Source organism: Microbacterium sp. A94 (assembly GCF_051842855.1).
Classification (GTDB): domain Bacteria; phylum Actinomycetota; class Actinomycetes; order Actinomycetales; family Microbacteriaceae; genus Microbacterium.
Window position 1 is genome coordinate 113,358 of record NZ_JBPXMU010000003.1, and the last position, 24,902, is coordinate 138,259.

Annotated in this window: 28 protein-coding genes; 16 read left to right on the forward strand and 12 right to left on the reverse strand. The window is 64.8% G+C overall.

The window, feature by feature from the left end:
* Positions 1–35: 35 nt before the first annotated feature.
* The 12 genes from ACSU1L_RS10055 to ACSU1L_RS10110 all read left to right on the forward strand — a co-directional run bounded on the left by ACSU1L_RS10055 (position 36) and on the right by ACSU1L_RS10110 (position 8,529).
* The gene (locus ACSU1L_RS10055; RefSeq protein WP_439255672.1) at positions 36–332 is read left to right on the forward strand and encodes a WXG100 family type VII secretion target; all 297 of its coding nucleotides are present in this window, start codon (positions 36–38) and stop codon (positions 330–332) included.
* Between the two features lie 110 nt (positions 333–442).
* Positions 443–667: a hypothetical protein gene (locus ACSU1L_RS10060; protein WP_438252933.1), complete on the forward strand. Its 225-nt coding sequence runs from the start codon at positions 443–445 to the stop codon at positions 665–667.
* 10 nt (positions 668–677) lie between these two features.
* On the forward strand, positions 678–2,378 hold the full coding sequence (locus tag ACSU1L_RS10065; protein ID WP_439255673.1) for an ABC transporter substrate-binding protein: 1,701 nt from the start codon (positions 678–680) through the stop codon (positions 2,376–2,378).
* Between the two features lie 79 nt (positions 2,379–2,457).
* Positions 2,458–3,156 (forward strand): hypothetical protein, encoded by a 699-nt coding sequence (locus ACSU1L_RS10070; protein ID WP_438252936.1) that lies wholly within the window; start codon positions 2,458–2,460, stop codon positions 3,154–3,156.
* Between the two features lie 3 nt (positions 3,157–3,159).
* Complete coding sequence (locus ACSU1L_RS10075) at positions 3,160–3,864, forward strand: hypothetical protein (protein WP_439255674.1); 705 nt, start codon at positions 3,160–3,162, stop codon at positions 3,862–3,864.
* Positions 3,865–3,866: 2 nt separating this feature from the next.
* Positions 3,867–4,541: a hypothetical protein gene (locus tag ACSU1L_RS10080; RefSeq protein WP_438252938.1), complete on the forward strand. Its 675-nt coding sequence runs from the start codon at positions 3,867–3,869 to the stop codon at positions 4,539–4,541.
* 35 nt (positions 4,542–4,576) lie between these two features.
* Entirely contained in the window at positions 4,577–5,422 is an 846-nt protein-coding gene (locus ACSU1L_RS10085; protein ID WP_439255675.1) for a hypothetical protein, read from the forward strand.
* Between the two features lie 89 nt (positions 5,423–5,511).
* Complete coding sequence (locus ACSU1L_RS10090) at positions 5,512–6,210, forward strand: hypothetical protein (protein WP_438252940.1); 699 nt, start codon at positions 5,512–5,514, stop codon at positions 6,208–6,210.
* A 2-nt stretch (positions 6,211–6,212) separates the two neighbouring features.
* Complete coding sequence (locus tag ACSU1L_RS10095; protein WP_438252941.1) at positions 6,213–6,845, forward strand: DNA/RNA non-specific endonuclease; 633 nt, start codon at positions 6,213–6,215, stop codon at positions 6,843–6,845.
* Positions 6,846–6,865: 20 nt separating this feature from the next.
* A complete protein-coding gene (locus tag ACSU1L_RS10100; RefSeq protein ID WP_439255676.1) occupies positions 6,866–7,249 on the forward strand; it encodes a hypothetical protein in 384 nt (127 codons plus the stop codon).
* A gap of 81 nt (positions 7,250–7,330) precedes the next feature.
* A complete protein-coding gene (locus ACSU1L_RS10105) occupies positions 7,331–8,101 on the forward strand; it encodes a hypothetical protein (RefSeq protein ID WP_438252943.1) in 771 nt (256 codons plus the stop codon).
* A gap of 17 nt (positions 8,102–8,118) precedes the next feature.
* Positions 8,119–8,529 (forward strand): hypothetical protein, encoded by a 411-nt coding sequence (locus ACSU1L_RS10110; protein ID WP_439255677.1) that lies wholly within the window; start codon positions 8,119–8,121, stop codon positions 8,527–8,529.
* Between the two features lie 2 nt (positions 8,530–8,531).
* Here the strand turns inward: ACSU1L_RS10110 and ACSU1L_RS10115 are convergent, their stop codons facing one another.
* Both ACSU1L_RS10115 and ACSU1L_RS10120 read right to left on the reverse strand, forming a co-directional pair.
* Positions 8,532–8,999, reverse strand: coding sequence for a recombinase family protein (locus ACSU1L_RS10115; RefSeq protein WP_439255678.1), 468 nt, complete (start codon positions 8,997–8,999; stop codon positions 8,532–8,534).
* 65 nt (positions 9,000–9,064) lie between these two features.
* Positions 9,065–10,054, reverse strand: a complete 990-nt coding sequence (locus tag ACSU1L_RS10120) for a malate dehydrogenase (RefSeq protein WP_439255679.1) — start codon at positions 10,052–10,054, stop codon at positions 9,065–9,067.
* Positions 10,055–10,111: 57 nt separating this feature from the next.
* Between ACSU1L_RS10120 and ypfJ the strand changes: the two genes are divergently transcribed.
* Together ypfJ and pip are read left to right on the forward strand one after the other, a co-directional pair.
* Positions 10,112–10,984, forward strand: a complete 873-nt coding sequence (ypfJ, locus tag ACSU1L_RS10125) for a KPN_02809 family neutral zinc metallopeptidase (protein WP_439255680.1) — start codon at positions 10,112–10,114, stop codon at positions 10,982–10,984.
* A gap of 108 nt (positions 10,985–11,092) precedes the next feature.
* Positions 11,093–12,058 (forward strand): prolyl aminopeptidase, encoded by a 966-nt coding sequence (pip, locus tag ACSU1L_RS10130; RefSeq protein ID WP_438252948.1) that lies wholly within the window; start codon positions 11,093–11,095, stop codon positions 12,056–12,058.
* A 7-nt stretch (positions 12,059–12,065) separates the two neighbouring features.
* On the opposite strand, the gene ACSU1L_RS10135 is transcribed toward pip, so the two are convergent.
* The 3 genes from ACSU1L_RS10135 to ACSU1L_RS10145 are packed head-to-tail and all read right to left on the reverse strand — an operon-like array spanning position 12,066 to position 15,576.
* Entirely contained in the window at positions 12,066–13,850 is a 1,785-nt protein-coding gene (locus tag ACSU1L_RS10135; protein ID WP_439255681.1) for an aldehyde dehydrogenase family protein, read from the reverse strand.
* Between the two features lie 30 nt (positions 13,851–13,880).
* Positions 13,881–15,269: an MFS transporter gene (locus ACSU1L_RS10140; protein ID WP_439255682.1), complete on the reverse strand. Its 1,389-nt coding sequence runs from the start codon at positions 15,267–15,269 to the stop codon at positions 13,881–13,883.
* Positions 15,270–15,312: 43 nt separating this feature from the next.
* Positions 15,313–15,576 carry a glutaredoxin family protein gene (locus ACSU1L_RS10145; RefSeq protein ID WP_438252951.1) on the reverse strand — a complete coding sequence of 88 codons (264 nt, stop codon included), beginning with the start codon at positions 15,574–15,576 and terminating at the stop codon, positions 15,313–15,315.
* Positions 15,577–15,638: 62 nt separating this feature from the next.
* Here ACSU1L_RS10145 and ACSU1L_RS10150 point away from each other — a divergent pair, with 62 nt between their 5' ends.
* A complete protein-coding gene (locus ACSU1L_RS10150) occupies positions 15,639–16,358 on the forward strand; it encodes a DUF1684 domain-containing protein (protein WP_439255683.1) in 720 nt (239 codons plus the stop codon).
* A gap of 47 nt (positions 16,359–16,405) precedes the next feature.
* On the opposite strand, the gene ACSU1L_RS10155 is transcribed toward ACSU1L_RS10150, so the two are convergent.
* From ACSU1L_RS10155 to ACSU1L_RS10180, 6 genes are all read right to left on the reverse strand, one after another.
* Positions 16,406–17,311, reverse strand: a complete 906-nt coding sequence (locus ACSU1L_RS10155; RefSeq protein WP_439255684.1) for an ATP-binding cassette domain-containing protein — start codon at positions 17,309–17,311, stop codon at positions 16,406–16,408.
* A complete protein-coding gene (locus ACSU1L_RS10160; protein ID WP_439255685.1) occupies positions 17,308–18,078 on the reverse strand; it encodes an ABC transporter ATP-binding protein in 771 nt (256 codons plus the stop codon). The genes ACSU1L_RS10155 and ACSU1L_RS10160 overlap by 4 nt, the downstream gene beginning before the upstream one ends.
* A complete protein-coding gene (locus ACSU1L_RS10165) occupies positions 18,075–18,935 on the reverse strand; it encodes an ABC transporter permease (protein ID WP_439255686.1) in 861 nt (286 codons plus the stop codon). The genes ACSU1L_RS10160 and ACSU1L_RS10165 overlap by 4 nt, the downstream gene beginning before the upstream one ends.
* On the reverse strand, positions 18,932–19,894 hold the full coding sequence (locus tag ACSU1L_RS10170; RefSeq protein ID WP_439255687.1) for an ABC transporter permease: 963 nt from the start codon (positions 19,892–19,894) through the stop codon (positions 18,932–18,934). The genes ACSU1L_RS10165 and ACSU1L_RS10170 overlap by 4 nt, the downstream gene beginning before the upstream one ends.
* A gap of 87 nt (positions 19,895–19,981) precedes the next feature.
* A complete protein-coding gene (locus ACSU1L_RS10175; RefSeq protein ID WP_439255688.1) occupies positions 19,982–21,529 on the reverse strand; it encodes an ABC transporter substrate-binding protein in 1,548 nt (515 codons plus the stop codon).
* A gap of 99 nt (positions 21,530–21,628) precedes the next feature.
* Positions 21,629–22,081 (reverse strand): adenylyltransferase/cytidyltransferase family protein, encoded by a 453-nt coding sequence (locus ACSU1L_RS10180; protein WP_439255689.1) that lies wholly within the window; start codon positions 22,079–22,081, stop codon positions 21,629–21,631.
* A gap of 214 nt (positions 22,082–22,295) precedes the next feature.
* On the opposite strand from ACSU1L_RS10180, the gene ACSU1L_RS10185 reads away from it, so the two are divergent.
* Positions 22,296–23,507: a glycosyltransferase gene (locus tag ACSU1L_RS10185; RefSeq protein ID WP_439255848.1), complete on the forward strand. Its 1,212-nt coding sequence runs from the start codon at positions 22,296–22,298 to the stop codon at positions 23,505–23,507.
* Positions 23,508–23,521: 14 nt separating this feature from the next.
* On the opposite strand, the gene ACSU1L_RS10190 is transcribed toward ACSU1L_RS10185, so the two are convergent.
* Positions 23,522–24,859 carry a phenylacetate--CoA ligase family protein gene (locus ACSU1L_RS10190; protein WP_439255690.1) on the reverse strand — a complete coding sequence of 446 codons (1,338 nt, stop codon included), beginning with the start codon at positions 24,857–24,859 and terminating at the stop codon, positions 23,522–23,524.
* Between the last annotated feature and the right edge of the window lie 43 nt (positions 24,860–24,902).

A 24,902-nucleotide genomic window follows, 5' to 3' on the forward strand; every position in this document is an offset into this window, starting at 1 on the left:
GGGCCCGAAGACCACGAACGCGGAAGGCAGTTCTCATGGCACATGATTTCGGTGCAACATACAGCGAGATGGAGGGCGCAGCCCAGCGCCTGCGCGACGGACGCACCACCATCTCCGACACGCTGAAGGAACTCCAGGGCATCATCGACGACCTCGTCCAGGACGGGTTCAAGACTGAGAATGCCTCTGAGGCCTACTCGACGTCGTACGAAGAGCTCACCACCTCGCTCGACGACGCATCCGAGGCAGTGAACGACATGGCCACCGCCCTCGACAAGATGGCAGACGTCATCCGCGACACTGACGGATCGATGGCCGGCGGCGGTTCCTAAGCCTTCGCAGTTGCCAGAGGCCGTGAGGCCAGTCCGGGGGGACTGGCCTCACGGCCTCTGCTTTATCCTTCATCTGACTTGTACAAACGACGGCGAATAGAATCGGGAACATGAGCGGAGCACAGAGCTACTGGTACAACCTGTCCACTCAGTCGGTGGTGCGCGCTGACGAACGACCCTCCGAAGACACGTTGGGGCCGTTCGCCACAGCCGATGAAGCGCAGGATTCGCCTGCGGTGCTCTTGGAATACGCTCGTGCCTGGCTGGAAAGCGACGAGAGCGAGCCGTATCGCGCCTTGGCTGAGGAAAACCCAGACGACCTCGATTACGCGTGATCGACGCGGAATGAGAGGCAGGCACGGCGCGGCGGCGCTTCTCGCCGTTTCGCTCGCGATCGGGCTGACTGCGTGCACACCGGCGCTGCCGGAATCAGTCATCCCGGGCACTGAGGTCACCGTCGGGTGGAGCGGCGAATTTACCTCGTTCAATGCGCAGGCTTCGCCGACGTTAGGCAATCGTGACATCGCCCAGGCGATTCGCGGCGATTTCGGTGATGTCATCGACGGCGAGTTCGTCGCGGACGAGGGCTTCGGCACGCTCGCGATCGTCAGCGAGGACCCGTTCACCGTGCGCTATGACCTGACAGAGCCGGTGTGGTCCGACAGCATCCCGCTCGACGCCGCCGATCTCCTGCTCGGGTGGGCCGGGGCATCCGGATATTTTGAGCCGCCGAGCGCAGACGTGGGCGGCGCGGAACAGGCAGTCCCTCTCACGGTGCCCCGGATCGATGAGTTCGCCCGTTCCATCGACGTGACCTTCCCGCAACCGGTGATGCAGTGGCAACAGGCCGTTTCCGTGCCTGTTCCCGCACATGTGGTCGGCCAGCGCGCCTTCGGTCTCAGTGACGCGATGGAGGCGAAGCAGGCTGTCATCGAAGCGATCCAGACAGGCGATGCGGACTCTCTGGCGGCTATCGCGGCAGTCTGGATTGAAGACTTCACCGTCGCCGGCGACGGTTCGACCCCCGAGGATGTGCTCCTATCCAGCGGGCCGTATGTCGTGGATGAGATCGAGGCATCGGATGCCGGGCAGAGCGTGACGCTTGTACCGAATCCTTCGTACCGGGGGATCTCCACCTCGCAGGTCGCGCGCATCGGTCTGGTTCCGGCCGGTGATGCACCTCTTGCGGCGATCGGAGACACGCTCGACATCGCTCAGGTTGCACCCAGCGCGGCCAACCGCGAGACGGTGCGCGAACTGGAGCGCACCGATCGAGCCGTCGACATCTCGCACGACGGCACCGTCTGGGCGATGCTCCTGGACCCGGCAGGGCTCTTCAGCCAACACGCGACACGCACCGCGTTCTTGCACGCCGTGCCGATACGGGTGGTGAGCGACGGCGGCGCGGGGCCGTGGACCTCTGCATACACGGGAACGACCTCGATGGTATCGGCGCCGGGATCGCGCACCTACGACATCGTGAACGAGGACTCAGGCTTTTCCGAGACGCTGGGAACGCCGGGGGAAGATCCTGCTCTGGAACGCGAATCAGCCGGGTTTGCCGCCGGCACCGCCGTCTGCGTGCTCTACGACCGAGGAAGCGAGTTCGCGGGTGGCGCGTTCACCGCGCTGCGAGAGGCAGCCAGCGAGTTTGGATGGAGCATCGCCGACTGCGGCAGCGACGATATCGACGGCGCGTTGGAGCAGGGCAACTGGAACGCCGCGATCGTTCGGGTGCCCGTGCCTGACTCGCCGGATCAGATCGCCGCGCAGTGGGGCACTCAGGGCGGAGCATCCATCACGGGGGACGCTTCACCAGAGCGGGATGCCCTGATCGCTCGGCTCGCCCAGACCACCGACGTCTATGAGGCACGTGACGTGACTGCGCAGATCGAGGCGAGCATCGTGCAGTCGGCTGTTGCGTTGCCGATCGCCATGAATCCGCGCCTGACGATCGTTGACCGCGATGTGACGGGCGTCACGCCGAGAAGCGGAACGGATGCATCACTGACCCACGCCCTGACGCAATGGACAGCGGCTCCGTGACTGCGCGATGGGGTGCGCTCCCCATCGCGACGGACCGATCCGGACGCATAGAGTCTTGTCTGGAGGTTGTGCCGTGGGGATGATGTTGCCGAATGAGCTCATCTGGGTGATGGAGAAGCTCGGATTTGAGTGGCCGGATATTGACGAGGACGAACTGCGCCGCGGCGCGGAGATCGTCCGAGTGTTCCGCGACGATCTCGAAGCGAAGATCGTGACGATGGACCGGAAAGTCAACGGCGACCTCGCGCTCGCGATGCGTGGCCAGGCGGGACCGGCGTACGTCTCGGCGTGGAACGTGAACCGCTCGCAGAACCTGCAGAAGCTTCTGGACGTTCTCGGTCCAGTGCCGGTGGCGACCGGGATCGCTTCCGATGCGGTGTTCGCGCTGAAGATGAAGGTGATCGTCGACGTCACAACGACGATGATTTCCCTGGTGGCCATGCTGACCAATCCTGTTACGGCTCTGGGTGCGGGCCCGATGCTGTTGTTCAAGAAGAAGCTGCTGAACGCCGCCGTGGATATCGCGGTCGAGCAGCTGTTGAATCAGCTTCTGCCGATGGCGATCGAACCGTTGATGCAGGAATTGCCCGCCATCGTGATGGCAGCACTGGATGCGCCGATCGTCGAGGCTGTCGCGGGAGACCCCGATGAGTTCTACGCCGACCTGCAGGCGCTGGAGTCCGCGGAAGGCGAGATGGAACAGCACGCGGCAGACGTGGAGACGCTGACCGAACTCTTGATCGCGGATCTCTCGAGCCTGAACATCACGGGGGACTGACAGATGAAAGCAAAAGCAGCTATCAGGGCACTGACGGATGCGGTCGACGGTGTTCCGATCCACGTGCGGCAACTCGCCGAGATGTTCCGCAAACACGGACAGAAGCAGAATCGCAATAACAGCGACGTCCAGAACCTGGACTCTGCGGATATGACGCATCCGCTTCAGACCGGCTGGAAGAACGACGGCACGTGGGAGCCCGACGAGATCGTCGCTTGGAACAAAGGTGAACGACCCGAGCCGGAGGATTACCTCGACGCGGACTACATAAAGCAGCATCTCGGTCAGTTCGAGAATGGTGGAACGCACATCTACAGGACGGGTTCCCTCGAGGGCTACGGGCCGGGGAACAACATGGCGGCCGATGGCAGCAACACGACCTACGTGTTCCCGACGGATCAGCTGCGCGACCTCATGCAACAGGCTAAAACCCCGACCGAACTCGCCCAAGCACTGGGGCTGCCGGAGAACTTCTTTGCCGGTGGCGACATCGAACTGCGCGACTTCGCCCCGCACGAACTCGATGGCCTGCGAATGCCGTCCGGCAATGAGGGCGGTACGGATCCCGACAAGTGGATTCCGGGCGGCTACCTGCCGAGCGGCATCCCCGAGGCCGTCATCGATATTCCAGACTTCGCGAAGGGCACGAATAACGGGATCTACAACCCGGGTGAATGGCCCGGAAGCCCGCGACCGTTTAGCCTTTAGCGATGAGTAAGCAGATGGGCCCTGACATGGACCTCGGGCGTGACGCGGTATCGTCCTTCGGTTCGGCATCGCTGACAGCTGGCGCGCTCTTGCCGTACGAGGGGCGCACGCTGCTGACACGCTCGGATGGGCTCCCGCCGGCCGTGCTCGAAGCGGAGCACGACGGTTGGGCGTCTCAGAACAATCCGATTCTTGTGCGCGGGCGAGCCAAGCTGCTGCCGCTTGCGTGGCGCGGTGATCCGCGTGGCGGGCACGGTTCTGGCGTCGCGTCGGAGGAGATCGCCGCGTTCGCGTCTCAGATGCAGGCGGCAGGTCTGTATTGGGCGGGGAACTGGAGAGTTCTTGACCTCAGCGATCGACGGAACGACAGCATCGGATCGTACACCGCGGCGCTTCGCGCGGCTGGGGCCACCCACGTGGACTGTTGGACGTACTCGGAGAAGATCGGTCTCGCGCTCGTGTGGGCCGGAGCCGAGGAAGAAGGCACGATGTCGCTGGCACTGCACATCGTTCCAGCTGGTTGGGTGTCTGAGTCTCGCGTCACGAAAGCGGTTCGGGGCATCGACGTACGGTGGTCCTGGTCGGAGGTCGTCGACCTGTATGCGGCCCGGATCCAGGCGGGGCATCTCAGCCCACCCGATAACCTGACAAAAGCAGACCAAGAGGGGCACAACTGATGACTGGCGCGTTCGGAAACATCGGAGTGAAAGTAATGCCACGCATCTATGGTGCGAGCGAACTCGGGGTGCTGTCGATCACGGCTCCCGGTGACGCTCATCCTCGCGTGGAGTACGTCGGCGGCGAGCTCTTCGTCGGGCTAGATGCAGTCGGCAGCGATGCAGCGATCACCCGGGGGCAGGCAGAGGAATGGTCGCACCCGTTCAGCGATGCGGTGGCGGAGGCATCTTCGAGCGCGCCGATCCCGGAGCCCGTGGAGGGAGTGCGCGTGGTCGACGATGAGGCGCTGGCAGCATCCCTGCTTGTCGACCCCTCGCTGCTGGCTGTGGCGTCGCCCGTGGATGCTCCAGTCGTGCTCGTGCTGTCACGCGACCGGTTGGTGATCGTCTGCTCGGACGACGAAGCCGGCATCGCACGTGTCTTAGACCTGGCTGAGGAGCTGTACGAAGCGGGTGGTCCGCTCGTCAGTGGCCACCCGATTGTTCTCGTTGACGGTGCGTGGGCGCCGTTCCCCTGGCGTGAGAGGTTCCCTGCGCTGGAGATGCGTATCCAGCGGGTGCTTCGCCTGTTCAGCGTGCGCGCCTATGAAGCACAGTCGGTCGCGCTGAAGCGCCCGGACGTTCATCTCGCCGATCCCAAGATTCAAGTGCTCGAAACAGGGGTCACGACGACGTTTGCCGCCTGGCCGAAGGGAACAGCGACCTTGCTCCCCGTCGTCGATAACGTCATCATCGCCGACAGTGCCGCTGACGGAACGAAGCTCAGCGTGACGACGATGAAGGAGTTCCTCGACGCGGCGGGAGACGTCGTCATCCGCACCGGTTTGTCGCCGCTGCGCTACTTCGTTCCCGGTGAGGCTCCGAACGCAACGGCCCAGTAACTCTCGGTTCCTGTCGCCATGGGAAGCAGTACCCATGGCGGAGTTGGACTGCTGCGAATAACGTCGTCCGCGGAGGTCTTGCCGTGGGAATGATGTTGCCGAATGAGCTCATCTGGGTGATGGAGAAGCTCGGATTCGAGTGGCCGGATATCGATGAGGATGAGCTGCGGCGAGGCAGCGAGATGATCCGTGTATTCCACGGCGACCTGGAGACGAAGATCCAGGCCGTGGACCGCAAGGTCAATGGCGACCTCGCGCTCGCGTTGCGCGGACAGGCAGGTCCCGCGTATGTGAGCGCGTGGAACACGAACCGTTCGCAGAACCTGCAGAAGCTGTTGGATCTGCTCGGCCCCGTGCCGACCGGCATGGATATTGCAGCAGACGTCGTCTTCGGGTTGAAGGGAAAGGTGATCTTCGACGTATCGACGACGCTGATGGTGTTGATACCGATGTTGACCAATCCGCTTACGGCACTGGGCGCCGGCCCGATGCTACTTCTCAAGAAGAAGCTGCTCAACGCCGCGGTCGACATTGCGATCGAACAGGTTCTGATTCAGATTCTCCCGATGGTTGTCGAGCCGTTGGCGGAGCACATTCCTGCGGCGATCTCTGCGGCGCTGGATGCCCCGTTGGTCGAGTCGGTCGTCGGAGACTCGGACGAGTTCTACGCCGACCTGCAGGCTCTCGAGCAAGCAGAGGGCGAACTGGAACTGCACGCCACCGACATCGATACGTTGACGGACCAGCTGACGGCAGACCTTTCGACCCTCAGCATCACAGGAGACTGATTATGGGAAACATCAAAAGAGATGCCATTATCCCGATCGTCAGATCGCTGGATGACATGCCGGTTCACGTGCGTCAGCTCGCTGGTTTGTTCCGCGGCCAGGGGTCGCGACTCAAGCGCAACAAGGGCTCCGTCAACGACATCGATCGCTATGACAACGGCGTCGTCACGACCCGCGGGCGCAACACCAAGGCAACGCACTTTGGCGAGAATGGGCGACCCATCTCGGAACGCGGCACGATCACCGAGCTCCCTGATAGCTCGCCACGCGGAGACAACGCAACGAACATCGGGCGAGAGGGGAAGCCTGGCGACCAGGGCGGACACCTGGGCGCGCATCGCTTCTTCGGTGATTCCCCGGATGAGGGCATCGTTCCACAAGCGGCGAATCTCAATCTCAGCGCGTGGAAGACGATGGAAAACGAGTGGGCCGACTGGGTTGGAAAGGGTTACGAAGTCAACTACACCATCGACATCACTCCGCCGGGAGCGAGACGTCCTGATAGTTTTGAGGTCGAGTACACCGTCAGAAATCCTTCCACCGGTGAGGTCATTCATCGCGATTGGCCGGAATTCGCCAACGTCGCCGGCCAGATCTTTGACCGCGTTCGACCGGAAGGCATGCCGAACCTGTGACCGGACCGACAAGGAGCGCCATGCCCAATGATGATGCGATATCCAGTCTGATCAGAGGCCTGATCGAGCACATGAGCGGTGCCGGTGAGGGCTGGGAATCATTGGCGATGGTCATCAACTTCGACGGCGACAGATTCGCCGGCACCCACGGCTACACCTACTCGCCGAGCGGCGAGATCGCTGCGGTTGCTTCGCGTCCCTCGGCCGTCAGGCCTCTGGTGAACGCCTACGCCGAAAGCTATTACAAGCCGGGTGAGGCATTGCCGGTGAAGATCCTCGTGCAGTTCGACCGGACCAACGGTGAGTACGAGGTCACGTTCGAGGACAGCGACACGAGCCGCTGGAAGGTGACCCCGCAGAACTACCAGGAGATCCGCGAGGAACTGCGCCCGAAGCTCGACTGAGACGGCGCGCTCCCTCGGCATGCCTTCTTCGTAGGCCGTATCCCCTCGACGTGGCAGGATGAAGCCGAGGGGGGTTGTTACGTGACTGATGTCGAAGGTGAAGTGGACGTTGACGCGATCACGACGAAGAGTCCATCGCTGTTGCGTCTGGAGTTTGCCGGCGAGTGGCATGAGCTGAGCACGGGAGAGTCGTTCATTATCGGTCGCGAAGGCGATCTGGAGATCGACGACAACCCGTACCTGCACCGCCACTTTCTCGAACTGCAGCACCACGACGGGCTCTGGTGGTTGGCGAATGTTGGCATGCGACTTGCCGCGACCGTTTCCAGTGCCGGTGGTGCCGTGCAATCCTGGCTCTCGCCGGGGGCGCGGATGCCGCTCGTCTTCGAGCGCAGCGTGATCGTATTCACCGCGGGGCCGGTGACGTACGAGTTGAGCCTGCACACCGAGCAGGCACCGTATGAGGTGACTCGGCAGGTGGAAGCGACGATGAGCGGCGAAACCACCGTCATGCCGGCGCGATTCACTCAGATGCAGAAGCAACTCATCGTGGCGCTTGCTGAGCCGATGCTGAGTCGTGAAGGTGTCAGCATGAACGAGCTGCCGTCATCCAGCGATGCAGCCAAGCGCCTGGGGTGGACGATGAGCAAGTTCAACCGCAAGCTCGACAACGTCTGCGACAAGCTCGACCGGATGGGTGTGCAGGGCCTCCGTGGTGGCCCGGGCAAGCTGGCGACGAATCGTCGCGCGCGTCTGGTGGAATATGCGGTCACATCGCAGGTCGTCACGCGCGCGGATCTTCCTCTGCTCGACGATGAAGCGCTACGCAATCAGAGTGACTCGGACGACTGAGCAGACGGCGCCCCCAGATGACTCGAAGCTCACAGAAGATCCAGGTGTCGCGTGAGGGGATCGCACGTGATGCGACGGTTTCGTGGCGGCTTGATCACGCGTATTCGTGGGTCGTGGAGATGCGCTCGCCAGGGTTCGGTACGGCACAAGCGCGCGCAGATGACGCCTTCGAGGCGCTCTGCCTTGTGCGCGAGGAGCTCGAGCCCTTCGGCTGGCGCATCGGAGTCGCCGGTACGCAGGCGAATGTCTGGCCCAGCGGTATGGCCCGGGATCAGGGCGGGGGTCTCCGCGCCTACCGGCTGACACCTGCGCGGGTAGAGGACCTCGTGGACACCTTCGAGCCGGTGGACCCTGCGACCGTGACCACGGTCGCGCTGCAACGGGCCGAGGCCGACCGATTGTACGAAGCGGTTCGAGACGCCCGCTGAACCTACCGTCCGGCGTCGGCGAGATGGCGGGAATCGTTGCTGAGCACCTTCACCATGACTCCGCGCTGGCGCAGTTCGGTGATGGTGCGCACCTCCTCGTCGCGGTCGCGCCCGAGCGCGTGCACGTTGGCGACAACGAGAACGTCGCCCTGCTGCAGCGTGGCGATGAGTCGCGTCAGCCGATCGCTCCAGCTCTCGAGGATGTCCGGCGCCGGGTGCCGGAACCCTTCGATGGGAACGCCAAAACGCGTCAGATCATTGCGCTGCTGCACCACCGGCGGCATCCCCTCACGGGAAACCACGAGTCCGACCAGACGTGAGCCCTTCGGACGCGCGTGCCACCAATCATGATTCTGGTTCAGCTCGGTGAAGCACTTCGGGCATTCTGCCGCCACATGCGGGAGATGCACGGGACTCGTCAACGCCTCGGCAGATCCTGCTCCGGTCGTCAGATCAGTTAAATCGCTCATCAACGCACCTCCAGCATCCATTGTGCCCTGTCCGGGGCAAAGCTGCTGAAGCCGGTGAGGCGGGACTACAGCATCCCGAGCGCCCGCACCGCGTCTCTCTCCTCGATGAGCTCCGCCACCGAAGCATCGATGCGCGCGCGTGACCAGTCGTCGATCTCCAGGCCCTCGACGATGCGCCAGTTACCGTCGACGAAATTCACCGGGAACGATGACACCAGGCCTTCGGGCACGCCGTACTCACCACGCGAGACGACGCCGGCGGAGGTGCACTCCTTCGTGCCCAGCACCCAGTCCCGCACATGGTCGATCGTCGCGCTGGCTGCGGATGCCACGGACGATGAGCCGCGCACCTCGATGATCTCGGCACCACGCTTGGCAACCCGCGGAATGAAGGTCTCATCGAGCCAGCGCCGAACATCGCCGACGCGCTCGGCGAGAGCATCGAGCACGGGCCGTCCGTCGACGGTCGCGTGGGAGACGTCGGGGAACTGCGTCGCAGAATGGTTGCCCCAGATCGGTACGAACCGGATGCTCGAGACCGGCTTTTCGAGCACCTGAGCGAGCTGCGCACGAGCGCGATTCTCGTCGAGTCGGGTCAACGCGGTGAAACGTTCGACCGGCACACCATCGGCGGCGGATGCTGCGATCAATGCGTTCGTGTTCGCCGGGTTGCCGACCACGGTGACCCGCACATCAGCCGCGGCGTTCTCGGCGATGGCGGTGCCCTGCGGACCGAAGATTCCGGCGTTGGCGGCCAGCAGATCCGCGCGCTCCATGCCGGGGCCGCGTGGCCGAGCACCGACCAGCAGGGCAATGTTGCATCCGTCGAAGCCGACCGCCGCATCGTCAGTGACCTCGACATGCTCCAACAGATCGAATGCGCCGTCCTGCAGCTCAAGGGCTGCTCCCTCCGCAGCTCCGAGACCCTGTGGAATTTCGAGCAGTCGCAGCCTGATTTTCTCGCCGGGACCGAGCATCTCCCCGGCGGCGATGCGGAATAGCAGCGCGTAGCCGATCTGTCCGCCGGCACCGGTGATTGTGATTGTGGTCGACATTCTTCGACCTTACGACTGGCGGGCGCACAAGCCCAGAGCGAGGGGTAATCTCATCGCATGACGTTCAATCCAGATGCCGACATCTCCGGCCACCGCACACGTCGCCCCGGACGGACCGCCGCAATCGCGGGAGGCGGAGGCATCGGTATTCTCGCGATCGTGGCGCTGCTGGCAGGGCCCCTGTTCGGCATCGACCTGAGTGGACTCATCGGCGGCGGAACGCAGGACCCCAGCTCGGCGCAATCAGAGAGCACCGTGTTGGCCTGTGACACAGGCCAACAAGCCAACACCGATGACGATTGCCGGATGGCCGGGGCGCAGCTGCTGCTTGACGACTACTGGGCGCAGCACGTCGAGGGGTACACGCCGCCCCAGCTGTATGTGTTCCAGGGGCAGACCTCGACGCAGTGCGGAACGGCATCCAATTCGGTCGGCCCCTTCTACTGCCCGCCTGAGCAGGGCGTGTACATCGACCCCGACTTCTTCCAGATCATGCGGGAGCAGTTCGACGCATCCGCTGGCGAACTGGCGCAGCTCTACATCGTCGGCCACGAGTGGGGCCATCACATTCAGAACATCACCGGCGTGATGGATGCCTACCCGAACAACGGAACCGGACCCGAGAGTAACGGCGTCCGCATCGAACTGCAGGCTGATTGCTACGCGGGCGCGTGGCTGGCCGACGTCGCCGAACTGAAAGACCCGGACGGGCGAAACTACCTCGAGCCTCCGACGGAAGCGCAGCTGACCGACGCGCTCAACGCCGCTATGGCCGTCGGTGACGATCACATCCAGGAGCAGTCCGGATTCGTCAACCCCGAGTCGTGGACGCACGGATCCAGTGATCAGCGACAGGGATGGTTTGCCAGCGGGTACCAGAACGGACTCGGCAGCTGCGACACTTTCGCTGTTGAGGGAAGTCAGCTCTGAACGGCTTTTTGTCTCAGGATGCCGTGGCTCCCGTGAGCGCAGCACACCGCGCGATACGGTGAGGGAGCCGTCAGTAGCTGACGGAGTGACATTCATCGGGGGTTGAATATGAATCTGGATGCCCTGTATCCACCGATCGAGCCGTATGACACCGGAATGCTGTTCGTCGGTGACGGCCAGCGCATCGCGTGGGAGGTCAGCGGCAACCCGGAGGGCAAGCCCGTTGTGTTCCTGCACGGTGGCCCGGGCGGCGCCACGGCGGCGTGGCATCGGCAGTTCTTCGACCCCGCGAAGTACCGGATTGTGCTGTTCGATCAGCGCGGATGCGGCACGAGCACGCCGCATGCCAGCGCGCCCGACGCCGATATGCGCTTCAACACCACCGCGCACCTGATCGCCGACATCGAGCTCCTGCGCAAGAACCTCGGCATCGAGAAGTGGCAGGTTTTCGGTGGTTCCTGGGGGAGTGCGCTCGCGCTCGCCTATGCGCAGGCGCATCCGGGCGCAGTCACCGAGCTGATTCTGCGCGGCATCTTCACGCTGCGCCGAATGGAACTCGAGTGGTTCTACGAGGGTGGAGCAGCTGCGCTCTTCCCTGATCTCTGGGAGGGGTTCATCGCGCCGATCCCGGTGCTCGAGCGCAACCGGATGATCGAGGCGTATCACCGCCGACTGTTCGATCCGGACCCGGCCGTGCATGTGCCGGCTGCGAAGGCCTGGTCGAGGTGGGAGAGCTCGACGATTACGCTTCGCCCGGATGCGGACAAGGTCGCAGAGATGACAGAGGATGCCACGGCGGTGGCCTTCGCCCGCATCGAGAGCCACTTCTTCGTGAACCGCGGATGGTGGGCTGAAGGACAGCTGCTGGCCGGAATCGATGCCATCCGTGATATCCCCGCCGTCATCGTGCAGGGGCGCTACGACGTCTGCACGCCGATGATGACTGCATGGGATCTGCACCGGGCGTGGCCCGAGGCGGAGTTCGTCGTGGTCGACGATGCCGGGCACGCGGCATCCGAACCGGGCATTCAAAGCGCGCTACGCGACGCCACCGATCTCTTCGCCGACGACTGAGGCCGGCTCAGGCGCGCAGCGCCTGCAGCAGCGTCTTCACGAGGCCGAACATCCCACCACTCGCACGGAAGCGGGTGAGGCCTTCCGAGACCACAGCGCCGGTGCGTGCCGTGACGAACCACGGCGGCTTGGGCAGGATCGTGAAGCGTCCACCGCCTGGCGAACGCAGGGGTCCGGGCAGCAGTGAACCGACTGAGCGCGGGAACGGGCGGAAAGGCCCCCGCACCACCGAGCGCTCCACGTTATCGAGCAGCAGGGCGTTGTGAACCACGCCCAGCCCGCTGCCGATCTTCTCGAGCGTGCTGCCGGGATAGGCGCCCCAGGTGAGGGTCGGACTGGTGAAGCCGACGGCGGTCCAGGCGTTGATCGCGACGGTGCCGTAGCGCAACGCGGTGATGGCGCGCTCGAAGCCGCTGTCGAGAGACTGCTGCGTGGCCGGGTCGATGAGCACGTTCGCGCCCAGGGTGCCCTCCAATTGGTCATTGGCGTGGGCGACGGCGGCATCGAGGAAATCCTGGCCCGCACCGGCGAGTTCGACGACGCCGAGCACGGGTGCGAAGTACTCGGTGTTCTGCAACGCGGTCGCGTCGTCGTTCGGGCCGATGTCCACCAGCATGCGGTCGCCGAGGACCAGCGCATCCGGGTAATCGAGCGCCGCCTGCTTCATATGAGCATCCGAACCCGGGTACCACATCGGTCGTTCGGGGGCCCGCGCGTATGCGCTGCGCAGCGCAGCGAGGAAAGCGTCGCGCAGCTCCCAATCCGACGACATGATCACGACCTGACCGGCGATGCAGTTGTGTCCGCAGTTCTGCAGTCGCATCGTGGCGATGTGCTCAGCTTGGAAGGTGATGTCGGCGTCCGTCCACTCGCCTGGCACGACGATGATGGGGGAGACTCCGCCGAGTTCTGCGGTGATCGGCTTCTTCAGCAGCGGGCGTCCCTCGCGGCGCCGCCGTTTGCTGGCAGCGGACCCTGAGCCGGTCGAAGGGCCCCAGGTGATCGCGTCGAAGGTAGCGGCAGAGCCGGTGATATGCACGTGCGACAGACGCTTGTTGGCGGTGAGATAGGCACCCACGGCGCCATCGCCGCGCACGATCCGCAGGAGGGCGAGTTCGATGAGTGGCGCGAGAGCGTGCTCGAAAACGGGCACCAGGCTGTCTTGCGTCGGGTTCACCTTCAGCAGCACGGTGCGATTGTTCGCGAGGAGCTCGTAAAGGGCGTCGAGGACGGGAATCGCGGTGACATTGCCGGCGCCGAGCACGAGGCCCACTCCTCCGGAATCCTGCGGCGTGCGCTGGGCGAGACCCGCGCCCGCGCGCGCTGAGCGTGGCGTCGTGCCCGGCGTGAGCCACACCTCGCCGGTGAAACCCGACAGCAGTATCTTGTCGGCGCCGGTGAGCGGGAACGCGTGCACACGCGTGCGACCGCCAGGCGCGCGATCGATACGGATGCCTTCGAGAGGGTTGCGTCCGTCAGCCAGCCGCGACAGCGTCTCGGCGTACGCATCCAGGGCGCCCAGCACGTTGTACGGGCCGGCGAGCCATTCTTCGCCTCTCAGCGGATGGCTCCCCGAGAGGCCCTTGGATGCTGCGGCTGTGTGCGCCCACTCCTCAGCGGATGCCGCGACCGCAGTGCGCACCGTTCGCAGCAGAGTGGCGCGTTGGCCGAGACTGAGCGCGGACCAGGTGCGCGTTCCCTCCTCCAGTTCGCTGATCGCTGTGTCCAGTTGCTCGCGGACGGCGTCATCAACACCGCTCGCGGTCGGTACGGATGCGGGCGCTGAAGTCATCGGGATCTCCTCTGGCGGCTTGTGTCCAGCCTAAGCGGGCTGGATCGAAGCGGCGTCGATATCGGCTTTGCGCAGCCGGTACCGCGACAGCGGAACGAGGCTGAGCGCCATCAGAATGGCGGGGACGATACTGAAGCTCAGCACGATCCCGGCGACGGCGGCAGCAGGTTGCGTGACGCTGCTGCCGGCGATGCTTGAGACATATCCTGTCGAGGCGAGCATCAATGCGACGGTGGTCGCCCCAAGCGCGAAGCCGATCGTCTCACCGGCCGTCCAGATGCCCGTGAACGTTCCAGCCTGACCGGGACCCGTGGTGCGCTCGTCGTGCGAGATGACATCGGGCAGCATCGCCATCGGCAGCGATTGCAGACCGGCATAGGCGATACCGGCCACGGCTACTGAAGCGTAAATCCAGGCGCCGGGTGCCCAGACGGCGAAGATGATCGACGCTGAGGCCAGGAGGTACAGGATGCTGGCGCCGATGAAAGCGCGCTCCTTGCCGATCCTGTTCGCAATCACCGTCCAGACCGGGGTCGCGATCAGGGCGGGGCCGACGAGAGCGATGAACAGCACCTCGACCGCGGCCTCATCGCGCAGCACCCAGGTGGCGACGTACTGCGCGCCAGCCAGCATCGTGCCGGTGGCGAGCGCCTGCAGCAGGAAGGTGCCCAGAAGCGCACGGAAGGGCAGGCTGCGACGCAGGGCGCGGAAGCCGGAGAGGTACTGCTCGCGCAGGCTCGTCGTGCCGATCCCTGAGCGGGGAACGCTGTGCGCCGCGGCATCCTTCGCGGTTCGACTGGCGATCAGCATCCCGATGCCGATTGCGACTCCGGCGACGATCCCCATCAGCAGATAGCCGGTCACCTGATCGCCGGTGGCCCGCCGGAGCATCGGACCGCCCGCGCCGAACAGCAGGATCGCAGCGGTGAGGACGACGACCCGCCAGCCGAGCAGACGCGTGCGCTCGTCGTAGCCACGGGTGAGTTCCGCTGGCAGCGCGACGTAAGGCACCTGGAAGAGGCTGAACGACGTGGCGGTGGCGAGGAAGGCGAGCAGCACGCAGGTCGCGCCCGCTACCGGCCCCCACGACGGTGGCACGGCGAAGGTCAGCGCGAAGAAGATCGGCAGGGTGAGCGCGCCGATAACCATGAACCCCCGGCGTGATCCGGTGCGCGCGAGCTGACGATCGGATGCCGCGCCGATCAGCGGATCGATGATGACGTCCCAGATTTTCGCCGATGTGACGATGATGCCAGCGGCGAGGGCTGCGACACCGAGGTTGTCGGTGAGGAAGTACGTCAGCACGAGTCCGGGCAGCGTGGAATAGCCGCCGGTGCCGAGCGAGCCGATCGCATAGTTCACGATCGTGCGTGCGGACAGGCGTACGGAAGCTCGTTCGGGTCGAGCGCCAGTGCTCATCGCGCCAGTGTAGCCGGGCCCACGCCCCGGCATCCGCCGAGCGTCAGATCAGTGCGAGCTCGCGCAGCTTCGTGGTGACGTCATCGTTGCTCGGCTCGACGTGGTGCGAAGCATCCGGGTACACGACCACGGGGATGTTGGTGCGTCCAGAGATCTCCTTGGCGACGTCGGCCGCTGTCGGTTCTGCGACAAGGTCGACGTAGGTGTACTCGATACCCAGCTCGTCGAGCTGCTTCTTGGTGCGGACGCAGTCACGGCACCAGTCGGCGCCGAACAACGTGATGGTGTCAGAGGCAGGAGAAGTCATATATCCAGGATAGGACGCCCCACGCCGCCCCGGGCCATCTGGCAACCGCGTAATCTGGCGGGATGAGCATCACCGAGCTGAGCATCACCGAACGCTGGAACCAGGTGCACGCGCCGCATGGCACCGCCGCGCTGCGCTTCACACACTGGTTGGATGCTGAGCCGCAGAGCTACGACGGCGTCCCCGGACGCTGGTGGGCGGCAGACGGGCTCGTGCACGGAGAGGACGTGCCCGGCCTCGGCGCTGTTCGGCTCGAGCCGTTCACGCATGTCACCGCGGGAGAGTTGCAGCTGCGTGCCTTTGCCCGTGACGGCGCGCTCGCGCTGCGGGTGTATGACCCGGAGAACCCGGACCGGCTCAGGTTGAAAGCGATCGAGTCATTCGAGAAGGATGCTGCGTGGGCGCTGCCGGGCCGCTTCGTGCCGGCAACGGCAGGAGAAGAACGCCAGGTTCGCAGCGTCGATGGTCACGAGAGCACGCACAGCGCCGTCGGCACCGTCGCTGTCACGATCGCCGGCGACGAGTATCACCTGGTCGTCTCGGGTGACGAGGGCGGGCTGAGCGCCGTCATCACCGATGCGACAGCGGCAGACGGGGCCTACCGGTTCCGTTTCCTGCCGATCGGTGAACCGGATGCTGCCGGCGCGACCACGGTCGACTTCAACCAGGCCTACCTGCCGCCGTGCGCGTTCAGCGACCAGTACGTGTGCCCGCTGCCGCCGCCGGCGAACCGCATCACAGCGGCAGTGACCGCGGGGGAGCGGCGCGCCGTTCGCAGCTGATCTCACGACAACAGCGGCGGCTCAGCGAGCGGCGGCTCAGCGCCGGTTCAGCGAGCGACGGCGGCTGCGACGTAATGGCCGGGAGCGACCTCTGTGAGCGGGCCATCCGGCACGTCGGATTCCGGTGCCGGCCGAGTCGTCACATGGGCGAGGCGCTCGCGTGCGCGCTGCGGGTCGGGTACGAGGACCGCTTCGAGCAGCCGCTTCGTGTACGGATGCTGCGGCGCCTCGAACAGTTCGGCAGTCGGTGCGAGTTCGACGATGCGCCCACGCCGCATCACGGCTGTGCGGGTCGCGATCTCTTTCACCACCGACAGATCGTGCGAGATGAACAGATAGGTCAGGTCGAACTCGCGTTGCAGCTTCTGCAGCAGTTCGGTCACCTGCGCCTGGATCGACATGTCCAGCGCTGACACCGGCTCATCGCAGACGATGAACGCCGGACGGGGAGCGATCGCCCGGGCGATGGCGATGCGCTGACGCTGACCGCCGCTGAACGCCCCCGGGCGCTTGCGTGCCGAGGCCTCGTCGATACCCACCGCGGCCAGTGCCTCGCGGGCGGCTGTGGCTGCGGCATCCGCCGAAACACCGCCCGCCGTCAACGGCTCCATGACGCTGGCCAGCGCCGAGCGATGCGGGTTCAGAGCGGAGTACGGATCCTGGTGGATCACCTGCATCCGTCCGCGTTGAGTTTCGCGATCCCGGCGCGACAGCGCCGAGAGGTCGACGCCGTCGTAGATCACAGAGCCCGCCGTCGGCGGCTCGATCTGCAGGATCAGGCGACCGAGCGTCGACTTCCCGCTCCCGGATTCGCCGACGACTCCGAGTGTCTCGCCGGCATCGATGGTCAAAGAGACACCGTCCACGGCGTTCAGGGTTCCGGTCTGCCGCCCCCAGGCGTTGCGCACCGCGTAGGACTTTCGCACGTCGTCGACGTGGATGAGCTCGCTCATAGGCCGTCTCCGATCGCAGCCAGCAGAGACTGGGTGTACGGATGCTCCGGCGTGCGGAAGAGCTCGTCGACGCCGGCGTGCTCGACGATCCGGCCATCCTTCATCACGGCGACCGTGTCGCACAGCGCTGCGACGACACCGAGATCGTGCGTGACGATCACCACGGTGAGACCGCGCTCGGCCTGCAACTGCCGGATGAGAGCGAGGATCTCGGCCTGAACGGTGGCGTCCAGTGCCGTGGTCGGCTCGTCGAGCAGCAGCAGTCGAGGTCGAGCGAGCAGGGCCATCGCGATCATCGCGCGCTGGCGCAGCCCGCCGGAGAGCTCATGCGGATACCGGGAGAAGACCCGCTCCGGGTCGGGAATCCGCGCGGCGGTGAGCGCTTCGATGGCGAGTCCGCGTGCCTGTCTGCGAGCGACCCCCTGGCGTCGACGGGCGACTTCGACCAGGTGGGCGCCGATGCGCACCAGCGGATTGAACGACGTCAGCGGGTCTTGGAAGACCATCGAGATCGGCAGACGTGCATGGTCGTAGCGAGCGGTGACATCAGCGCCGTCGAATTCGATGCGCGACCAGGTGCGGAGTGCGCCCTCGGGAAGGATGTCCATGATCGCGCGCAGCAGCATCGTCTTGCCGGATCCGGATTCGCCGACGATGCCGAGAATCCCGCCGGCAGGCACATCGAGTGTCTGGTCCTCCAGTACTCGGAAGACGCCGTCGGCTGCAGGGAGATCGATGGTGAGGTTCTGGATGTGCAGAAGTGTCATCGGGCGCTCTCCTCGCTCACCTTGCGGCGCAGGGCGTCACCAAGGACGTTGAACGACAGTACCGTCAGCATGATCAGGAGCCCGGGTATGACCGCGAGCAGCGGACTGCGCGCGAGGCTGCCCTGTGCGGATTCGAGCAGACTGCCCCACGAGGCCATCGGCGGCTGGATGCCGAGACCCAGGAAGCTCAGCGCCGATTCAGTGAGCATCGCCGCAGAGATCGTGGCGGTCGCAGCCACGATGATCGTGGGCATCGCATCGGGCACCACGTGGCGCCACACCACGGTACGGGGGCGCTCGCCGATGAAGCGGGCATAGCCGACGAAGGTGCGCTCGCGCAGCGACAGCGTCTCGGCGCGGACGAGCCGGGCCGTCGGCATCCACGAGAACGCACCGATGACGATGATGATCGTCCACAGCCCCGGGCGCAGGAACACGCTCGCGACGATCACGAGGACCATCCACGGGATCGATGAGATGAAATCGACGAATCGCATCAGCACCTCGTCCACCCAGCCGCGTGCATATCCTGCGGTCAGCCCGACGATCACACCGATCGCGGTCGAGGCGAGCATGGCGAGGACCCCCACCATGAGGGAGATCCGGCCGCCGTAGATCACTCGTGCCAGATAGTCGCGGCCGACATCATCGGTTCCCAACCAGTGCGCGGCGCTGGGACCTTGCCAGCGGATCGCAAGATTGGTGCTGTCGGGGTCGAGCGGAAGCAGTGGCGTGATCAGGCTCACGACGACCAGCAGCACGAGGAACGCAGCAGCGGCGATCTCCGAGGCCGAGCGCAGCGGCCGGCGGCGCCGAGTGGACACAACCGGAAGCTCGGGGATGACGGGGGCGGTCACGAGCCTGCACCTCCCAAGCGGATGCGCGGATCGATGAGGACATACAGGATGTCGGCGAGGAGGTTGCCGACGATCACGAGCAGAGCCGACAGCAGCAGGATCGCCAGAATCACCGGATAGTCCAGGCTCTTGGTCGCCGTGAGGAAATATGGCCCGATGCCGGGCCACGCGAAGACCGACTCGGTGATGATGGCGCCAGTGATCAGCATCGGCAGAGCGAGACCCAGCTGCGTGACGATCGGCAGCAGGACGTTGCGGCTGACATGCACACCGAGGATGCGGCGCCGGGGCGAGCCGTACGCGCGCTGGACAAGCACGTAGTCCTGGGAGAGCTGGTTGATCGTCGAGGAGCGCACGTACCGGGAGAGATCGGGGAAGAAGGCCACCACGAGTACGGTGAACGGCAGCACGTAGTGGGCGAGGAGATCCAGCGGATCACCCTGCTTGCCGACGGTGTGCATCCCGATGATGGGGAACCACCGCAGCAGATAGCCGAACACGTAGATCATCAGCAGCGCGAACCAGAACGAGGGCGTCGCGATGCCGATTCCAGCGAGGGAGTCGATGAGCCGGTCGGCCCAGCGGCCTTTGTGTGAACCGGCGACTAGTCCGAGGACGATCGCGATCACCATGGCCGCCAGGTACGCCGGCGCGATCAGCAGGATCGTGTTCGGGATGCGGGCGGCGAGTTCAGAGCTGATCGGCTGGCGGCTAGTGAGGGAGTAGCCGAAATCCCCCTGGAAGACGTTCCCGAGCCACAGCAGATACTGCGTGATCACCGGCTGATCGAGACCGAACTTTGCCCGCATCGCTGCGACCGTCTCATCGGACATGTTCGGCGTCGTGATCGAATCGACCACATCGTAGGGGGCGAGCTGGATCAGCAGGAAGACGACGAAGGAGAGCAGCAGAAGCATCGGGACGACCTGGAGGAGTCGTCGCACGATGAACCTGGTCACGGGTGGCCCTTCTGCCGGTGTGTCGCCTGGGTGAGCAGGCGGATGCCGTGAGCCTGCGCTGAGCGCGGCTCACGGCATCCGATTATTTTACTTCGCGGTCAGCAGACCGAAGTTCTCCATCGTGTAGATCGGAACGAGTCCGGCCTCTTCGACGCCGCCGATGCGCGAGTTCACGGCGAGGATCTTGAGGTTGTCGGTGATCGGGTAGATCACCGCATCCTCGGCGATCTGCGCCTGCAGGTCGTCGTAGATCGCGCCGCGCGCCTCGGGATCCAGCTCGGCCGCCCCCGCGTCGAACAGTGCGTCGGTTTCCGGGCTTTCGTAGTGGAAGAAGTTTGACGATGCACCGGAGCGGTACAGGGCGCTGTATGCGTCCGGGTCGGCGCCCATGATGTAGCCGCCGAGGAAGGCATCGTACTTAGCGTCGGCACCCTTCTCGATCTCGGTGTAGATCGATGCGCCCTCGACACCGGCGAGTTCGACGGTGACGCCGGCCTGCTTCAGCTGCTGCTGGATGAGTGTCGCCTGGGTCGTCTGCGCCGGGTCGGAGCCGGCGTAGGCGAGGGTGATCGTCAGGCCGTCGGCTGCGGATGCCGCATCCAGATCCTGCTCGTACTTTTCAACGTCCTCGGTCGCGAAGGCGTTGCTCGGCGGCAGGATCGTGTAGGCGTTCTCGTAGTACTCATCCGACAGGTAAGCGGCATCGTTCAGCTCATTGCGGTCCAGCGCGAACATGAGCGCCTGGCGCACGTCCTTATCGGTGAGCTTCGCGAGGTTCAGGCCCAGGTAGGCGACGCGGCCCTCGGAGTACGGGTAGATGTCCAGGCCGGCGGCCGACAGCTCATCGATCTGGTCAGGCGTCGCGAATGAGGCATCCGCTTCACCTGTCTGCAGAGCGGTCTTGACCGTGTCGGCATTCGGAACGATCTGCAGCGTCAGGTTCTCGATGTTCGGAGCCTCGCCGTAGAAGTTCTCGTTCGGCTCGAACGTCAGGTACTGACCGCGCTCGTATTTGGTGAGCACATACGGACCCGAGCCGACAGCGATCGGGTCGAGTTCAGCGCCGGAGAAGTCGGTGACATCGCCGTAGACGTGCTCGGGGATGATGTAGGTCTCCGTGGCGATGTTACTCAGCGCTGCGGCGCTCACCGACGGCAGGTGGAACACGACGGTGCGGTCATCGGTCGCCTCAGCAGTGATGGGCGCGTCACCGACCCACAGCGCGTCGGCAGCGCCGTTCTCGCGGACGGCCTTGTTCGTGTAGGTGAACACGACATCGTCGGCGGTGAGCGGCTCGCCGTCAGACCACAGCAGCCCCTCCTTGAGGGTCACGGTGACGGAGAGTCCGTCGTCGGCCGGCTCGATGGTTTCGGCGAGCTCATTGACGACGGTGCCGTCGCCTTCGACGCGCGCCAGCGGCGAGTACACGATGTTGGTGGTGGTCAGACCCCAGCGGTCGCCGACGTTGATCGGGTTTAGCGAGGTGGGGTCGCCGCCGATCACGTAGGTCAGCGATCCGGTTGCGGCCTGGCCGTCGGCAGTGTCAGTGTCAGGAGATGCTCCGGCCGAGCAGGCGGTCAGAGCCAGGGCAGCGGCGGCGATGAGCGCGGTGAGCCCGAAACGTGTCTTCGTCATAGAGTTCCTCAGCTGTGTATGCGCGCGAATGCGCACACTCAAGGCTAAGCGCGCCAACGCCCGAGGTATTCCCCGATTGCGCTCTATGACGCTTTGTTGTCAGAGGGCCGTTGCCATTGTTGGTGCGGACCCTGCGGTGAGGGCATCCAGCGCTCGCCGAAGAGCGGTGCTCGAGGTGTGGGCGGTGTACGGGAAATACACGACTTCGACACCCACATCGGCGAACTCGCGCTCCAGCCGCTGCCCCTTCTCGGTCCCGCGCCAATCGTCGCCCTTGAAGAAGTGCGTGAAGTGAACATCTCGCCAGGCATCCATCTTCGCGGGAGCCGTCTCGACGTAAACGTCGTCGACGAATGAGATGTGGCGCACGATCTCGGCGCGCTCAGCGGTCGGAATGACAGCTTCGATGCCCTTCACCTGCCGCAGCATCTCGTCGCTCACGACGCCCGCGATGAGCACATCGCAGTGCTGCTTGGCGTGGCGCAGAAGGTTCAAATGGCCAACGTGGAACAGGTCGAAAGCTCCCGCGGCATAGCCGATACGCGTCCCCATGATCTCCCCAGATCATTCATTCCCCAGAAAGTGGCCCCCACGGCCACGCACGACCCCCAGAGTCGTACCCGGTTAGCTTAGCGCGCGCGGCGCGCGCTGTCACGAGTTGCGCGGACAGGCTGCGAAAAAGGACTTGCTGCATGAAACAGGTGCACCGACGACGTTTCTCATGCGGCAGAGCTTTTCTCGATGCGCTGATGGCATGAAACGATGGATGCCGGAACCGCGGGGAGGAGCGCACGTGGACGTTGCCGTCACGATCATCGTGCCGACCTTCAACGAGCGCGAAAACGTCGCCGAGCTTGTGGCGCGGACCGCTGCGGCTCTGAACGGCCACGCCGCCGAGATCCTGTTCGTCGACGACAGCACGGACGACACTGCGGCCGAGATCGAACGTGTCGCCAGGGACGCCGCACTGCCGGTACGCGTGATCCACCGCAGCGAGAACACCGGCGGCCTGGGCGGTGCAGTCGCTGTGGGGCTGGCGGAAGCCGCCGGAGACGTCTGCATCGTGATGGACGGTGACCTGCAGCATCCGCCCGAGCTTCTCCCGGCCATGCTGGCGCGCTTCGGCGCGGGTGACGTCGATGTCGTAGCGGCATCCCGTTATATCGGTGGCGGTGACTCCCGCGGGCTGGGAACCGCCATGCGTTTCGGCGTCTCCCGTGCGGCTACCTGGCTCACCAAGGCCATGTTCCCGCGAAGGCTTGCGCGCAGCAGCGACCCGATGACGGGGTTCTTCCTCGTTGACCGTCGGGTGCTGGATGTGCCGACGCTTCGTCCGCAGGGGTTCAAGATTCTGCTGGAGATCCTGGCGCGCTCGGATGTGCGCATCGCCGAAGTGCCGATGGAGTTCTCGGAACGCAGGAGCGGAACGTCGAAGGCGACTCTGCGCCAGGGCGCCACCTTCGTCGCGCATCTGACGCGCCTGCGGTTCGGCAAGATGTCAATGTTCGCCCTGATCGGCGGAATCGGCGCTGTGGCAAACCTCGGCATCATGTGGATTCTCATCGCGATGGGGATGCCCTACATCTGGGCGGCGATCATCGGGGCCGCAGCCACCATCGTCGGAAACTTCCTCCTGCAGGAGCGCTTCGTCTTCGCCGACATGCGTCAGGACGCCCGCGGCCCCTGGGCACGCTTCGCGGCCTCCATCACCTTCAACGGCGTCGAAGCGGCGCTGCGAATCCCGATCATGGCGCTGATGGTGGAGACCTGGCACATCTCCAGCATCCTGGCCACGGCGATCTCGCTGGTCATCGCGTTCTTCGCCCGGTTCCTGTTCCACTCCCTGGTCGTCTACGCGCCGAGGCGCGGCCGCTCGCGGCGGACGGATGCTGCGGGCACGGACCCGGTGACCGACACCGCCGCCCAGCGCATCCTCAAGGCCATCGACGCCGAGGCGATGCGGCCGGGGGAGCTCTAGGACGACTGGAATGGTCAGGACGCGTCGACGTCGCTGATCACGTACTTGGTCTTCCCGCCCGTATACGGCAGCGAATCGACGTACTCGATTCCCACCGGAACTTCATCGTGGATCCGCTCGCGCAGACTGGCCACGGCCGCCTCAATGTGCCTACGCGCTTCGGCGACGTCACCTTGAACGACCCGCACGGTGATCGAGTAGTCGGAGAGTTGATGGATTTGAAACAGCCGCACGGCCTCGGGATGGCTACCGAACATGCCCATGAGTCGATGGGCGAGCACAGTCCCGCTGGGAAGCCGGATGAGGTCCGTGGTGCGCCCCTGAGGCTGTTCCATCAGGGGGAGCGATCGGCCGCACGCGCACGGCTCGGAACGCACGATGCCGCGATCGCCGGTGCGGTAGCGGATGAGGGGAAAAACACGGTTGCGTAGATCCGTGATCACGAGATCACCCAACTCGCCTGGGGCCGCGAGGTCGCCGTTCTCATTGACGACCTCGATGCGGCGAATATCCGAGAAGATGTGCAGTCCGTCGCGGCGGCCGCACTCACCGGCCATCCAACCGAACTCGGATCCACGATATTCGTCGTAAACAGGTGCGCCGAACACATCCTCGAGTCTTGCTCTTGCCGACGCGGTGAGCGGAGCCGCGGTGGTGGCCACCGCGAGCGGCGTAGGAACGGTGAGTTTGCGGCGCTCGAGGAAGTCTGCGAACTCCAACATCGCGCCGACGTATCCCTCGATCAGCGGGGGACGGACGTGTGAAAGAGAACGATGGAACGCGGACATCGTCTCGGACGAAATCATCCCCGCATCGAGATAGAGCTGGCGAGTGGGCCACCACGAAACGCCGTTCTTCAGCGTATCCATTCGTCCGAAGTTCCAACGGCCGATCCGCGCGAGGTCGTCGTACGGCTCGACGCCCCACCACGAGTACATCCGCCAGCTGAGTGCCAATGCGGGGACCCGTGCGTCATGTGCTGTCCGGAGGGGCTCGCCGGTGCTCCCACCGGTGAGAGCAGGGCGCACGTTCTGTTCAGTCGCCTCGGGCGTGGCGAAATCGCCGCTGTTCTCCTTGATCGTCGCGCGATCGAGGATGGGGAGCTTCGTCCATTCCGCCGGATCCGAGAGCTTCGACGGATTCACGCCGAGGGCTCCGTACGTGAGCGTGTAAAACGGGGATTTTTCCATCGCGAACTGCACGATGTCGCGTGCGAGGTCGTCCTGCAACTTCCGCATCTTGTCGGGGCTGAGGCGTTCGTTGTGCAGGAGCTCCCGATAGAAGCGGCCGACGCCAGCCTTCACTGTGCTCGCTTTGACTGCGAAGGCCGCAGCCTTGACCGTCATTGGCATGAGCGTGATTCCCTCCCGTCTGTCGTCTGACACGTGCATGGCC